The organism is Hymenobacter oligotrophus (assembly GCF_003574965.1).
Taxonomy (GTDB): Bacteria; Bacteroidota; Bacteroidia; order Cytophagales; family Hymenobacteraceae; genus Solirubrum; species Solirubrum oligotrophum.
Genome location: NZ_CP032317.1, coordinates 2,633,022 through 2,647,089, shown reverse-complemented (window position 1 = coordinate 2,647,089; position 14,068 = coordinate 2,633,022). Strand labels below are relative to the sequence as shown.

9 protein-coding genes and 1 tRNA gene are annotated in these 14,068 nt (G+C 54.8%); 6 read left to right on the top strand and 4 right to left on the bottom strand.

Annotated elements, in window-relative coordinates:
- Window positions 1–39: 39 nt before the first annotated feature.
- The 3 genes from D3Y59_RS11290 to D3Y59_RS11280 all read right to left on the bottom strand — a co-directional run bounded on the left by D3Y59_RS11290 (window position 40) and on the right by D3Y59_RS11280 (window position 2,017).
- Window positions 40–471: a response regulator gene (locus D3Y59_RS11290; protein ID WP_119445147.1), complete on the bottom strand. Its 432-nt coding sequence runs from the start codon at window positions 469–471 to the stop codon at window positions 40–42.
- A 147-nt stretch (window positions 472–618) separates the two neighbouring features.
- On the bottom strand, window positions 619–1,665 hold the full coding sequence (locus tag D3Y59_RS11285; RefSeq protein WP_119445146.1) for an LLM class flavin-dependent oxidoreductase: 1,047 nt from the start codon (window positions 1,663–1,665) through the stop codon (window positions 619–621).
- A 277-nt stretch (window positions 1,666–1,942) separates the two neighbouring features.
- Window positions 1,943–2,017, bottom strand: a tRNA-Arg gene (locus tag D3Y59_RS11280).
- A 141-nt stretch (window positions 2,018–2,158) separates the two neighbouring features.
- On the opposite strand from D3Y59_RS11280, the gene D3Y59_RS11275 reads away from it, so the two are divergent.
- The 5 genes from D3Y59_RS11275 to D3Y59_RS11255 all read left to right on the top strand — a co-directional run bounded on the left by D3Y59_RS11275 (window position 2,159) and on the right by D3Y59_RS11255 (window position 8,424).
- Window positions 2,159–3,592, top strand: coding sequence for a site-specific integrase (locus tag D3Y59_RS11275; RefSeq protein ID WP_119445145.1), 1,434 nt, complete (start codon window positions 2,159–2,161; stop codon window positions 3,590–3,592).
- A gap of 40 nt (window positions 3,593–3,632) precedes the next feature.
- A complete protein-coding gene (locus D3Y59_RS11270; RefSeq protein ID WP_162910703.1) occupies window positions 3,633–4,487 on the top strand; it encodes a DUF5677 domain-containing protein in 855 nt (284 codons plus the stop codon).
- 215 nt (window positions 4,488–4,702) lie between these two features.
- Window positions 4,703–5,881 (top strand): hypothetical protein, encoded by a 1,179-nt coding sequence (locus D3Y59_RS11265; protein WP_119445143.1) that lies wholly within the window; start codon window positions 4,703–4,705, stop codon window positions 5,879–5,881.
- Between the two features lie 452 nt (window positions 5,882–6,333).
- Window positions 6,334–6,978: a recombinase family protein gene (locus D3Y59_RS11260; RefSeq protein WP_119445142.1), complete on the top strand. Its 645-nt coding sequence runs from the start codon at window positions 6,334–6,336 to the stop codon at window positions 6,976–6,978.
- A gap of 294 nt (window positions 6,979–7,272) precedes the next feature.
- Window positions 7,273–8,424 carry a DUF2652 domain-containing protein gene (locus D3Y59_RS11255; protein WP_119445141.1) on the top strand — a complete coding sequence of 384 codons (1,152 nt, stop codon included), beginning with the start codon at window positions 7,273–7,275 and terminating at the stop codon, window positions 8,422–8,424.
- A gap of 223 nt (window positions 8,425–8,647) precedes the next feature.
- On the opposite strand, the gene D3Y59_RS11250 is transcribed toward D3Y59_RS11255, so the two are convergent.
- Window positions 8,648–9,871 carry a Pycsar system effector family protein gene (locus tag D3Y59_RS11250; protein WP_119445140.1) on the bottom strand — a complete coding sequence of 408 codons (1,224 nt, stop codon included), beginning with the start codon at window positions 9,869–9,871 and terminating at the stop codon, window positions 8,648–8,650.
- Window positions 9,872–10,107: 236 nt separating this feature from the next.
- Here D3Y59_RS11250 and D3Y59_RS11245 point away from each other — a divergent pair, with 236 nt between their 5' ends.
- Window positions 10,108–14,043 carry a metallophosphoesterase gene (locus D3Y59_RS11245; RefSeq protein WP_119445139.1) on the top strand — a complete coding sequence of 1,312 codons (3,936 nt, stop codon included), beginning with the start codon at window positions 10,108–10,110 and terminating at the stop codon, window positions 14,041–14,043.
- Window positions 14,044–14,068 lie beyond the last annotated feature (25 nt).

Sequence of the window (14,068 nt, the reverse complement as noted above, 5' to 3'; positions counted from 1 at the left end):
AAAAGCACACCTGTGCCGGGTAGGCCCCACCCAAGGTGCCTACCCGGCAGCGCTGATTTGTTCGGGGAAGTGGGTGCGCAGCAACTCCTGCACCTTTTCGGCGGTGAGGGGTTTGTTCACGAAGCCATCCACGCGCAGCTGCTGCACGCGCTCCACATCGCGCGGGTGCATCGAGGTCGTCAGCATCACCACCACCGAGGCTTGTTGCTGAGCTTGCGGCAGCTGGCGGTAGGCCTCCAAAAACTGAATGCCGTTCATGCCGGGCATGTTCACGTCCAGCAAAATCAGGGTCGGGCACTCGGGGGTAGGGGTAAGTTCGGCGCAATGCTCCTGCACGCGCGCAAGGGCCTGTTCGCCGTTCAGGGCCACGTAAATGTGCTTGGCCACTCCCAGTCGAGTAAGCAACGTTTGGTTGAGAAAGTTGGTGGTGGTGTCGTCGTCTACCAACAACACGCTCGGCAAGGGAGTCATAAGCTACGCGTAAGGGAAAGGCACGGGGTATACGCACGCGGGCGCCGAAAGTGCACCAGGGCGGTGCCCACGTCCGGCCGCAGCTACGCATGAGTTCGAAATGGGCGGTGAATTGAAAGCTACAAAAGCGGGCGGGCACAGCTGCGGCTAAACCAGCCGGGCAGCGTCGGGCGCCGGCTCGGCCACAGCCGCTGGCTGGCAAAGGCTACCGAGCAGCGCATAGGAGCGCAAGCGGGCCGGGTGGTCGTAAATGTGCGAAACGGCCAGTAGCTCGTCGATGCCGGTGGCGTCGAGGAAGGTTTGAAGCTGACGCTCGAGCTTGGCCGGCCCCCCCACAAACGAGTACGCCATCATTTGACCCACGGCTTCGCGTTCCATATCCGACCAAACGCCCTGCATGCTGGCCACGGGCGGCTGCAGCGGGCGGCTGGTGCCGCGGATAATGTTCAGGGCCAGTTGGTAAAACGAAGTAGCAAGGTGCTCGGCTTCGGCGCCGGTGTCGGCGGCAATTACGTTTACGCAGGCTGCCGCGTAGGGCTCGGCCAAGTACGCCGAGGGCCGGAAGTTTTCGCGGTACAAATGCAGCGCCGCTTGCAGTTGCGCCGGAGCAAAATGGCTGGCAAAAGCAAACGGCAGACCCAGCAACCCGGCCAGCTGCGCGCTGTACGTGCTCGAGCCCAGCAGCCACACCGGTATGTCGAGGCCTTCGCCGGGAATAGCGCGCACGCGGCTGGTGCGGTTGTCGGCCGAGAAGTACTGCAGCAACTCCTGCACGTGGGCCGGGAAATCCTCTACCGAGCCCTGCAAATCGCGGCGCAAGGCTTGGGCCGTAAGTGGGTCGGTGCCCGGGGCGCGGCCCAGCCCTAGGTCGATGCGGTCGGGGTACAGGGTAGCCAGGGTGCCAAACTGCTCGGCCACCACCAGGGGAGCATGGTTGGGCAACATAACACCACCCGAGCCCACCCGAATGCGCGAGGTGCCACCGGCCACGTGGCCAATAAGCACTGCGGTGGCCGAGCTGGCAATGCTGGCCATGTTGTGGTGCTCGGCCAGCCAAAAACGGCGGTAGCCCCACCGCTCGGCGTGCTGGGCCAGCGCAAGGGTATTGCGAAAAGTATCGGCCGGCGTGTGGCCGTCGAGTATAACAGCCAAGTCGAGTATCGAAACCGGCAGCTGCGCGAGGTTTTTCTTCATCTCGTTCGAATACGAGCAAGCGTAACAGACGGCAGCTTCGGATGGTTGCTTTTGGCGAGTGAGGCTCTTAGCTGCGAAGCCAACTGCCCCAGCGGTGGTAGCCGCCGCATCCCCTGCTCAACTGAAGAGCATGCTCCTCGCGCCTCCTATAAATTATGGCCCTCGTTTACCCGATACCAACTAACTGCCCCAAAAAGCGTTAGGGCTTAGGCGTTAGGTTTTGGCAACAAGCCGCGGGCTACCAAGCCCCAAAACCTAAATCCTAAGCCCTAAGCAGTGGTAGCCGCGACGGGAATCGAACCCATATCAAGCGTTTAGGAAACGCCTATTCTATCCGTTGAACTACGCAGCCAGTATAAAACGCTGTTTTTGAACGTTTTGCGTCGGTTTATTCCTAAACTTTTGTTAACAAAAATGACCATTTTGTTAACGGATTCGTTAACGCTACCTTGTTAACAGTTTAAAAACGAACACGTGTTAACACAAAAATAGCATGAAAACAGGTACTGTGACTGACGTGGTGTTGTGGAAACGTAAGCGTACGGATGCGGAGGGCATGATAAGCCTACGCGAAGACCGTAACGGCAAACGCACATACAAAAGCCTTGGCGTACGCATACCTGCCAAGTATTGGGATGAAGCAAGCCAACGTGTCAAGCGTACCGATGCACTCGACTACAAGACCATTAACAGTACGATTACGACGAAGCTGGCAGAAGTGGCAGAGGTGAACAACCTAGCCGACGTTTCCCCCGCCGCTGGCAGTTTCACTAGCTACGCTGAAAGCTTCATAAATAGCATTACAAGCCACGGCAGCCGCACGAAGTACCAAACGGTGTACAACAAGCTGAAAGCGTTTCTAAAGCAGCGTAACCAGCTAACACTACGCTTTGAAGAATTAACGCCTGAACTGGTACGCGAACTACATACTTACCTACTCAAAACAATTGAACGAAACACTGCTAACCATTACATGAAAATGTATAGCCAAATTATTAACCGCGCTATTAAGGAACGCAAGCATACGTACGCGATACACCCGTACATTTCTGTAGACTATACACGTACCAATAAGAAACGTGAAATACTGTCCGAATCAGAAATTAAAGCCTTTCGCTTAGCGGTTGTTCCCGACCGTTTACGCCTTGCCCAAAACGCTTTTCTATTCCAGCTACTAGCGCAAGGTATGCGCGTAAGTGATATGATGCGGCTACGTTGGTCTAACATTCAGCCGGACGGTCACATTGCTTATACCATGTTCAAAACTGGTAAAGAAATGTCCGTTTTTATCAATGATAAAATGTACTCGATACTGATAGAAATAGCCGAACAACTACCTGCGCTTAAACAACATAAGGACTTAAACAAGATTCGTGAAACGCTACGAATTAGCCAAGAAAAAGCTATTGACTCTGTTATGATGGATAAAACCATACAAACGTTGCCGATTGGTTATTTGCATGACGAAACATTCATAGATAATGAACTAGTTGTCGATTACCAGAACAACTTGCGTTGGTTGCGTGACAGTCTAACACGTGCGCTTTCGTCCTTGGCAACCCATCCCAAATACGCGAACGAACATATATTCTCGTTCCTGTCAACCACCGATTTTCCCAAACCTATTACCAGCATTAGTATTGCGGATAAGCAGTATAAGACCATGCACAACGCCAAGGTGGTGTATAACCGTCACCTCAAAGAAATTCAAAAGCTAGCCAAGATTAGCACCAATATAACCAGCCATTTAGCCCGACACGCCTATACAAACTTGCTGCTAACCGACCGCGAAGGATACGATGTGTACGACATTTCGAAAGCGCTAGGGCATAGCAGCTTGAAGATTACGGAGTCGTATATAGGTACGTTTTCTAAAAGCCATACGGGCAAGATAAACGAAGCAATAGCCAAACGCCTCGACTGGTAGCGTTTAAGTAATGGAGTGTGGTTCACGCAGCATAATTCACATGGAAGGACAGCTAGACTTTGAAAAGGTTAGAGTTACGGCGTTTAATATATCTGCCAAAGCTTTTGAATATTTGGTTGATGAAGTGCAGTCGATTTTTGATGCTAATGCCGAAATTATCGATGATATATTCCCCTTGGCTAAATTCATTATCGATAGAAGTTCGACCGTAGCACTACTTGTGCAGCAGGATAAGCTATGGGATGCTGAAATTATATTCCGTTCAGTGTTAGAAGTATTGTCTAAGTTCCTGATAATAACCACGCAGAAAGATGAAGCACAGCTAAAAATAAAGCTAAACGAATTTTGGTCGCAGATTAGCGACATGGAATATTTGCGTTACTCTGCGGCGGTTGAAAAGCTTGTGAAGCATGGAAATATGAATGATATAGACACATTCAAAAAGACTATCCTTACTGATGAAGAAAGAAGTGAATTGGAATCAAAGGTTCCAAAAGACAAGCGGAAACTATTGTCTAACGATTGGTCTTTTAATGGCATTATACTTAGCCTTGAAAAGAACAAAGACCTTAACCCGTTGATAGCGTTAGAGGTGTTGCAGTTCTTCTGGAAAATGGCTTCGCACGTAGCCCACGGCGATAAAGTAGGGCTGAATGCTATTCGGCTACGTGACAACGTACCGAACGGAAGGGAATTTAGGGATGTAACTCAATTCCTGAAATTGATAAAGGCTGTAACTACAAGTTGTTACTGGGTAGCAGTTCAGTTAGCATTATTTGTTAAGGACGCTGAAAAGCAAACGACGATTACTAAGCACTTCCTCGATACAAATATGGATTTGACCGCAATACACTTGTTGGTTTCGCAGGAAGCCAAGAAACACGGTATTGACTAAATAGCTACGGCTATTACCAATATGTTTGAATAGTTTTTTGGGCGCTTAACGGCGTTCTTTTTTATAAAATTTATTCTACCTGATTATTAGTGTTTTAGCTGTTTGACCGTTTGCTGACTGCAAACTCAGCCAACGTTGCAGATTATATAAGATAGATGCGCATAACTATAGTAGTCCAAAACGCCTCTATTCTTAAATAAAATAAAACTGCTACAATGATTACAAATTATACGGTCGTTCTTGACCGTCTCGAATTGATGCTTATTCAACAACCAAACAACAACTTAAACCTGCACTCGATTACCTTAGAGAATGCCCGCGAATCGTACGAACTAGGCAGCGTAACGCTATACAAAGTAGAAACCGAAGGTCATTACCAGTTGCGTTACGAAGTTGTCTACAATGGTCTGGAAATAGGTTTTATACGTTTGCTGCCTACTTCGCCAACGGCGTTCTACGCTGGCAAACCCATGTTGGCGTTCAAGGTTGCCAAACGCCTGTTATACTCTGTTTGGTTGCCCGACCTCAACATCGTATTGGATGCGCTAAGCCTGTCGCTGAACAATATTAGCAGCTATGAAATAGCCCTCGACACAAACGCAGACGCTATTGCTATGCTACTCGACAACTTTTTTGACCATGCCAAATGGTTCATTGTTCGTAACCAAATAACGAATAACATTCAGAAAGTATCTACGCTGTATCGTACTGGTCAAGAAGATGCTACGTTTTACGTTGGCAAGCGGTCCTATTCGCAAGTAGCTTTCTATAACAAAAGCCTCAAAGGACATACTGGTTTTATCAAACAATTTCATAAAAATAACGGACTCGACATAAGCCAAAATATATACAGGATTGAAGTCCGCGAAAGTCGTAAAGCAATGGTAAAAAGCCGGTCAGTGTACGTGGATAATCTTGATGCAAGCATAACCGAATACCAGTATAATAAACTAGACCATCTTACGCAGCGACACTTTACGAAAAGCACGAAGCATACGAAAGTAGAACCTGCGCTGTCCGACCTTACCGACCCCGCCAAGCTGCTTTCACTGTTTAAGCGTACGTTCACACGCTTAGTAGATTTTCGCTTGAAGGACAAAGCCAAAAAAGAAAAGTGTACTAGAATTAGCCTAATCGATTTTCAACACGTGAATACATATAAAGCAAACGAAACTACTTCGCCAAGCATGAAACAAGATACCAACTACCAAAAACGACTGATTAAAAATTGTCTCGAAAACTATAAGATAGCCAAACGCCTTGAAGATTGGGAACGGGCATTGTCTGTATCCCTTGCCTACGAATTGATGGAATACTTTAACCAACAACTAATAAAGTTACGTGTGAAGCAGCCTGTTTCCGCTGCCTCAAAAAGCGTCGATTGTTTCGCCTAATTGCCGAAACCCGCCGCGAAAGCGTAGGTGTATACCGTCCTGTTTCGTAGCAGTTCAGGACGGTATATCCTACGCTTTTATTGTTTTATCTAACCAGTGTAGTTGTTACGCATAACTATAGTAGTCCAAAACGCCTCTAATCCACACTCAATCAAATAATTCAATACCTTCGAATATTAAGCAACATGGTCAAAGTCAAGTGTTTAACTAAGTCAAATGGAAAATGGTGGTAATGTGAAGGTAAGTATCAGCCTCTGACCTGTTTGGATTCGCGCCTATTCGCTTTTATAGCTTAAAAACAGTATAAAGTATTGAAAATAAGTCAAATAGCACTGTATAACCAGCTAAGCGCGCATTGTGTCCATGCGGCTGTATCATTTCTATAACATCCCTTGCAGTAATGATACACTTCGTTATCTTTGGCTATCGGTTCACTTGTAAGCCCAGCCAAGATGAAAAAGTACGTAGCCTACTACCGCGTTTCGACCGCTAAGCAAGGTCAGTCTGGTTTAGGTTTAGAAGCGCAGCAAGCCAGCGTACAAGGCTACGTTAAGAATGCTGGCAGTATCGTATCTGAATTTGTTGAGGTGGAAAGCGGCAAGAACAATAGCCGCCCGCAACTGGCTTCTGCTATTGCCGAATCCAAAGCAGCCGGGGCTACGCTGCTAATTGCAAAATTAGACCGCCTAAGCCGGGATGCTGCTTATATCATGACGTTGGATGTTCCGTTCGTGGCAGTCGATATGCCCGAACTCAACACCCTGACGAAAGGCATTTTCGCTTCAATGGCACAACACGAACGCGAACTGATTTCCACCCGCACGAAAGCCGCATTGCAGGCTAAAAAGCAACGTGGTGAAGCCCTCGGCAACGTATCCAACCTAACCGACGCCGGACGCCTGAAAGGTCAGCAGGTACGCCAAGAAAACGCCAAAACCAACGCCGCCAACGTGCAAGCGGCTATGCTTATTGAACTACTCCGCGAAAAAGGCAAAAGTCTACGGGAAATAGCTAATGTGCTGAATGCCAGTGGTTACAAGACGCGCCGGGGCTGTTCCTATACCGCTGCTGCTGTACAAAGATTGATAGTTAAGTAACTGTTTGTTAATAACTTAATGAATATTGTTTCTATTAAACTTGTTAACGTTTTTGTTAACATTCCATTTTTAACAAGGTCAATTGACTAACTATCAAATAGTTGAATTGACTTATACTAAGATACGCCTATTCTATCCGTTGAACTACGCAGCCCGTTGCCCGCAAAGGTACGCCGAAAGGGGCAGCAGCCCAAACGGCAGGCGCTCGGCGGCGCCAACATCCTGCCGGGGCCGGCGGCCGTATAGCCGTACGGGCACCTGTTGCTCTGCGGCCCACCCCGCTAGCGCTGATATATGAGTTTACTGGAAGATTTGCGCGCCGCCCGCCGCCTGGCCGGCATGCGGCCTAGGGCCGCCCTCCCCGATGACGCCGAGCCCGCCCTGCTGTTCATCCCCGACATCAGCGGCTTCACGCGCTTTATCGAAGAAGCAAACCACCCGCAGGCGCCCCACCTCGTGGCCGATTTGCTCGAGATACTGGTGGAGGCCAATACCCTTGACCTGGAGGTGGCCGAAATCCAGGGCGATGCCATTTTGTTTTACCGCCTCGGCGAGCCGCCCACCGTTGCCGAGTTGGTGGAGCAGTGCCGGCGCATTTTCCTTGATTTTCAGAACTACCTTAAGCTGGTAGCGCGCGACACCGGCTCAGAGCTCACGGCGGCCCTGCAGCAAGCCGACCTCACGCTGAAAATCGTGGTGCACTACGGGCGCGTGAGCGTGTCGCAAATCCGGAGCTTCACCAAGCTGCTGGGCCGCGACGTGATAGTGGCCCACCGCCTGCTCAAAAACAACGTGTCGGGCTCGGAGTACATTTTGCTGACCGAGGATTACCTGCGCACCCAACCCGCCGAGGAATTGGCCCGCTGCTTTGCCTGGACGCGCCTGCAGCACTCGGCCACCGTGTACGACTACCTAGGCGAAATCCAGTACCGCTACGCTTACCTCACGCCGCTGCGCTTGCTGCTGCAGTCGGAATCCGACGACGGCAAGCTGCCCGTTACCTGCCGCATTAAGGTGCGGCGCGTGGCGGCGGTACCGGCCGCGCTGGCTTTTCGGGTGCTCAGCAACTTTCGGCTGCGGCCGCGCTGGCTGGCCGGCACCGCCGCCGTGCACTACGACGTTACCAAGGCTTTTCGCCCCGGCACCAGCTACACCCTCGATCTGTACAACGGCCAAATCGGGCTGCAAGCCGTGCAACGCATCGTGGCCGACGACCACATCGAGTACGTGGAGAAAGTGTCGCACTGGCGCCTGTTCCCGAACGCCATGCTCATTTACTACCTCGAGCAAGTAGACGACCGGCACTGCCTCATCAGCATGGAGTTCCGCTACGGCCACGTGGCCAGCCCCCTGCGCACGATTCGGCGTGGCCAGCTCCGCCGCCTGCGCCGCTGGCTTGCCTACTCCATCCGTCAGCTCACAGCGCTCTGCGAGCAGGTGGGGTAGGGCAGATAGGGCAAGGCAGGAAAGAAAAACTCCCCTCCTCAGATGAGGAGGCGATGTTGCTGCTTTAGCAGCAACGGGGGTGGTTGACAATCGTTGTTGACGTTGTTTGCCTAGGTAATTACTATCCGACGCCCGTCAACCACCCCAGCGTCCACTGCGTGGCCGCTTCCCCTCCTCATCTGAGGAGGGGAGCTTTTCGTGCTGCCATTCCGAGCCTCAAAGCCTACGCCTTATACAACATCACAATGCCGAAGGCCAAGGCGGTCAGGATCAAGCCCACCATGAAAATGGTGTAGCTCACGCGCAGCAAACGGTACTTGCGCGAGAGCACCTCGCCTAGGTAGTAAATGTCCGTCACCATGTTGGTGTACAGCATTTCGCGGTTGCGCATCAGCTCGTGCATGCCGTCCTGAAAGTGGTCGAGGCTGAGGCGGGTAAAGTTGCCGAAGAACAGCAGGTTTACGCGGCGGTTGGTGGCAATTTGGGGCGAGCGGCGAAGCCACTTAAAGCTGGTTACATCGGGCTGCGCCGACAGGATGGCCGTAACCACCGAGCCCAGCGACGTGGCCACCAGCAAGCCCATGGGCACGGCCAGTACGGGGTTCTTAGTGAAGGCCGGACCTAGGGTGGAGGTTTTGGCCCCCAGGTACGTAATGATAACCGACAGCAGCACCGCGTTCAGGCTGATCATCATGTTGGCCTTTTGGTCGGCCATGCCCGAAAGCTGAATGTGGTTGCTGTACGTGGAGCGAAACATGGTCTCCACGCCGCGCTTGCCCTCGGCAAAGCCCTCAGCTTCCTCCTGTTGCTTCTTGCTTTTCTTCTCGATTTTTTTCAGCTGCTTGTGCTGCTCTTTTACATTGTCTTTGAGCGCGTCTTTATAGCGGGCTTTGCCGGCCTCCGACAAAAACTTGTGCTGCAGCAAAAAATCGAGCTGGTACTCGGCCCACTCCTTGTTGCTGAACACGCGGCCTTGCGTGGCCTCCCACTCGGTGCGCAGCAACTCGGCGTCGGCCAGGCAGTTGTCGCGGCCGAGGTTGCTCATGTCGGCGTCCACCATCAGTTTGTGGAGCTCGGTTTTGCGGGGCTCGTCGCGGTGCGTAGCCCGGATGATGTCCTTCACCACGGCAATGCGCTCGGCGGGGTAGTCCTTGCCTTGCAGCCACTGCTCGGCCAGCTCCATGCTGCGGTACTCGTGGCCGTCGTAGCGGTCGATGTAGCCCGCGTCGTGAAACCACGCCGCCAGGATCAGGGCCTCCAGGTCTTGCGGCGGCAGGCCGGCCGCCTCACCTAGGGCGGCGGCTTCTTTGGCTACGGTGTTGGTATGCTTAAACGAGTGGTAAACGAGCTGCGGCGGCAGTTGCTGCGCAAATAGCTGCTCGATGTAGGCTTTGGCCTGCTTTACAATTTCGGCCTTTGCCGGTTTGAGAGTAGGAGTCGTTTCCATTGAGGGCGGAAGGTGCGGCCCGCAGCGGGGCCCAATGGCTTTACAACGCAAGCGCGGCCGCCGGGTTCTAAAAGCCGCCCAACCACCTAGGGCCCCGGTGCGTATCGGCGGCAACCCAACGCCAAAGCGTTGAGCTGCGTATCGGCTACTATTGTACCTCGTACGCGTCTCTCACACGCCTAGGTGCCTGCCGCGGCAGCGCCACTTACCCGCACGTTTCTTTCTCGTCTTTCTATATGACCCGACCTTTCCTGACTGGCCTGTTGCTGCTGGTCGGTAGCCTGTTTCTGAGGCCCGCCGTAGCCCAGGAAGGCAAAACCCAGGCTGCCCACCCCGAGCGCCCCAACTACCGCGGCATCGGCCGCGACTGGCAGCAGCAAACCCCGCCCGACAGCGCCAAATTGCGCTACTCCGTGTTCCTGATCGGCGACGTGGGCGCGCCCGCCCTGCCCGAAAAAGGCGGCGAGCCGTCGCTCAACTTCATGCGCCGCGAAATTTTGAAAGCGGGTGAGCGAAGCACCACCGTGTACCTCGGCGACAACATTTACGAGTACGGCCTGCCCCCCGTGGGCGCCTACGACCGCAAAGTGTCGGAGCAGCGCCTCATCGAGCAAATCAACGTGCTGCGCGACTACAAGGGCGAGAAGTACATGATACCCGGCAACCACGACTGGAAGCAGGGCTTGCCCGGCTCGCTCGAGCAGGTAATTCGGGCGCAGGTATTTGCCGAGGAGTTCATGAACCGCGACTCGGCCGCTTTCACGCGCACGGGGCCGTTTTACGTGCCCGGCAACGGCTGCCCCGGCCCCTACGAAATTCTGGTGCAGGATAACCTCGCCATCATTGCCATCAACTCGCAGTGGTTTTTGCAAACCCGCGAGCGGCCCTACGGCGCCAACAGCGGCTGTGGCGTAGCCAACGAAACCGACTTCTTCGTGCAGCTCGAGGATTTGATGGCCAAGCACCGCAACAAAAACGTGATTGTGGTGGGCCATCACCCCATCTTTTCCGATGGCATCCACGGCGGCTATTTCACCCTCGCCGACCACTTCTTTCCGCTGAGCATCGTGTACAAATACGCTTTTGTACCGCTGCCCATTATTGGCTCCATCTACCCGTTTGCGCGCAAGTACGGCGGCATTTCGCAGGATATTCCGCACCCCTTGTACCAGCAGTACAAAAAGGGGCTGATGGACATCTTCACCAAATACCCCAACACGATTTACGCCGCCGGCCACGAGCACAACCTGCAGTACTTCAAAGCCGAAAACCTGCACCACATCGTGAGCGGCTCGGGCTGCAAAACCCAGCACGTAAAACCCGGCCGCAACGGCGAGGCCATCTTCTCCGACAAAGAGAAAGGTTTTGCCCGCGTGAACTACTACCAGAACGGCGAAGTGTGGGTGGAGTACTGGGTGCCCAACGAGCAGGGCCAATCGGGCCGCTTGGTGTTCCGGCAGTCGCTCTACGCCAAGCAGGCCGAAGCCGGCGATGCGCCCACTACCCCCACCGACCCCTTTAACGTGAACGTGGCCGGCCGCCCCAAATTCAGCGACTCCACCGTTACCGTGGCCATCAACCCGCGCTACGCCAAACGCGGCGGGCTGCACAAGGCGCTGTTTGGCCAGCACTACCGCCAGGAGTGGGCCACGCCCGTTAAGTTTCCGGTGCTCGACCTCGCCACCGAAAAAGGCGGCCTCGAGCCCTATAAGATTGGCGGTGGCAAGCAAACGGCCTCGCTGAAAGTGCGCAACGAAGAAGGCCGCAACTACACCATCCGCTCGCTCGACAAAGACCCCGCGGCGGTGCTGCCCGAAGCCCTGCGCGAAACCGCCGCCAAGGACATTCTGCAAGATCAGATTTCGGCGCAGCACCCCTACGGAGCGTTTGTGATTCCGCCGCTGGCCCAGGCCGCTGGCATTCTGCACACCAACCCCGAGCGCCGTTTTGTGCCGCGCGACCCGCTGCTGGGCCAATACCTGGCCCGCTTCGAGAACACGCCGGCCATGATTGAGGAAGACGCCAAGGACAACCAGGCCAACGTGGCCTCGTTGGGGTACGCGCAAAACCTCGTGGGCACCGACCGCGTGCTGGAGCGCCTGCGCCAGGACAACGACAACAAGGTTCGCGCAAAGGCCTTCGTTCGCTCGCGCTTGTTTGATATGTGGATTGGCGACTGGGACCGGCACGAAGACCAGTGGCGCTGGGCGGAGAACAAGGACGAAGAAGGCGACCGAACCTTTACGGCCGTGCCCGAAGACCGCGACATTGCTTTCTTTAAAGGCGACGGGTTTTTCCCGTGGCTGGCGCGCCGCAAGTGGGCCATTCGCAACTTCCAGAACTTCGGCGACGACTACGCCGACTGGAAAGGCCTGAACCTGACGGCCTTGGCCAACGACCGGGTGTTCCTGGGCGAGGTGTCGAAGGAGGACTGGGTGAAAACGGCCGAAGACCTGAAAGCCCGCCTCACCGATGCCGTTATCGACTCGGCTTTGCGCAGCCGCTGGCCCGCCGAAATTTACCAGCTGCACGGCCCCGAAATTGCACGCAAGCTGAAAAGCCGCCGCGAACTGCTGCCCGAACTGGCGGCCGACTACTACGAGGTAGTCAACAACAAAGTGGAGGTGAAAGGCAGCGAAAAGCAGGAACGGTTTATCGTGCAGCGCCTGGCGGGCAACAAAACCCGCGTGCTGGTGAAAAAGGTGAACAAGGAGGGCCAAACCAGCAAAACCCTCTGGGACCAAACCTACGACGGCAAAACCACCAAGGAAATCCGCCTGTACGGCTTTGCCGGCAACGACAGCTACCGCGTAACGGGCAACGCGCCCAGCGGCATCCGGCTGCGCATCATCGGCGGCACCGACCGCGACACCATTGTGGACGAAAGCCGCGTGGGCGGCTCGCTGCTGCGCCCGCACTCCGTGCAGGTGTACGACGCCGATACCGGCAACGTAATTGTGCCCGGCCGCGAAACCCGCCTGCGCCTCGAGCCCGGCATCGAGGTAAGCCAGTACGACTACGCCTCGCGCACCGACCGCAAAGACTACAAGCTGCCCTACTTTGGGCCGGCTGCCTATTTTGGCTACAACATCGACGACGGCATTTTTGTGGGTGGCGGGGCTACGCTGCGCACCTACGGGTTCCGGCGCGAGCCATTCGCCACCGAGCAAACGCTGGTGGCCAACTATGCCCCCGCCCGCCGCGCCTACAACGTGCGCTACAACGGCACTTTTGTAAACGTGCTGGGCAAGTACGACCTGCTCGTTAGCTCGCAGCTCTACGGCCCGCAGCTGCTCTACAACTACTTCGGTAAGGGCAACGATACCCGCAACGTAGCCCAGAGCGAAGGCAGCGGCAACCCCTTGGGCAACCGCGTCATCAACGAAACCTACCGCATTCGTTTCTCGCGCTTCTCGTTTGCGCCCACGCTCGAGCGCGATTTGTTTAGCTTCCTGAAGGTGGGCTTCGGGCCGCAGTACGACCAGTGGCGCATCAGCCGCGAAGACCTAGGGAGCGAAATTGTGAACGGCCTCGACCCCTTCACCGGCAACGGCGTAAGCGGTGCGGCCACGGGCGTGCGGGCCTCCGACTTTCAGCTGAACCGCTACGCCGGCGGCAGGGCTTACTTTAACCTCGATGCCAGCTCGTCGCCGAAAAACCCGCGCATTGGCCTGCGCATTACGGGCTCGGCCGAATACAACCGCCAACTCAACGGCGAGCAGCTGCAGTACGGGCGCCTGGCCTCGGAGGTGCGCTTCTACATCTCGCCCAACTTCCCGTTCCAGCTTACCTGGGCCGGCCGCATTGGGGCAGCGCGCAACCTCGGCGACTACCGCTTTTACCAGGCCAACACCCTGGGTGGCACCACCAACCTGCGCGGCTACCGCCGCACGCGCTTTGCCGGCCGCAGCGTTACCTACGCCAACGCCGAGGCGCGTATTCAGCTCTTCACGTTCAACGCCTACCTGGTGCCGGGCAAGTTTGGCATCCTGGGCCTGGCCGATGCGGGCCGCGTGTACAGCTCGCAGGACACCCGCACGGGCCTGCGCGCCTTTCATACGGGCGTGGGCGGCGGCATTTGGATCGACGTCCTCAAGCAAGCCGTCATCAACGCTACCTACTCGGTGGGCGAGGAGCGGCTCGTCAACGTCGGTTTCGACTTCCTGTTCTAATTCAGTTGCCGGTTGCCAGTTGATA

Coding starts and splice junctions, on each gene's coding strand:
- D3Y59_RS11290 (WP_119445147.1), bottom strand. CDS start 471: ATGACTCCCTTGCCGAGCGTGTTGTTGGTAGACGACGACACCACCACC.
- D3Y59_RS11285 (WP_119445146.1), bottom strand. CDS start 1,665: ATGAAGAAAAACCTCGCGCAGCTGCCGGTTTCGATACTCGACTTGGCT.
- D3Y59_RS11275 (WP_119445145.1), top strand. CDS start 2,159: ATGAAAACAGGTACTGTGACTGACGTGGTGTTGTGGAAACGTAAGCGT.
- D3Y59_RS11270 (WP_162910703.1), top strand. CDS start 3,633: ATGGAAGGACAGCTAGACTTTGAAAAGGTTAGAGTTACGGCGTTTAAT.
- D3Y59_RS11265 (WP_119445143.1), top strand. CDS start 4,703: ATGATTACAAATTATACGGTCGTTCTTGACCGTCTCGAATTGATGCTT.
- D3Y59_RS11260 (WP_119445142.1), top strand. CDS start 6,334: ATGAAAAAGTACGTAGCCTACTACCGCGTTTCGACCGCTAAGCAAGGT.
- D3Y59_RS11255 (WP_119445141.1), top strand. CDS start 7,273: ATGAGTTTACTGGAAGATTTGCGCGCCGCCCGCCGCCTGGCCGGCATG.
- D3Y59_RS11250 (WP_119445140.1), bottom strand. CDS start 9,871: ATGGAAACGACTCCTACTCTCAAACCGGCAAAGGCCGAAATTGTAAAG.
- D3Y59_RS11245 (WP_119445139.1), top strand. CDS start 10,108: ATGACCCGACCTTTCCTGACTGGCCTGTTGCTGCTGGTCGGTAGCCTG.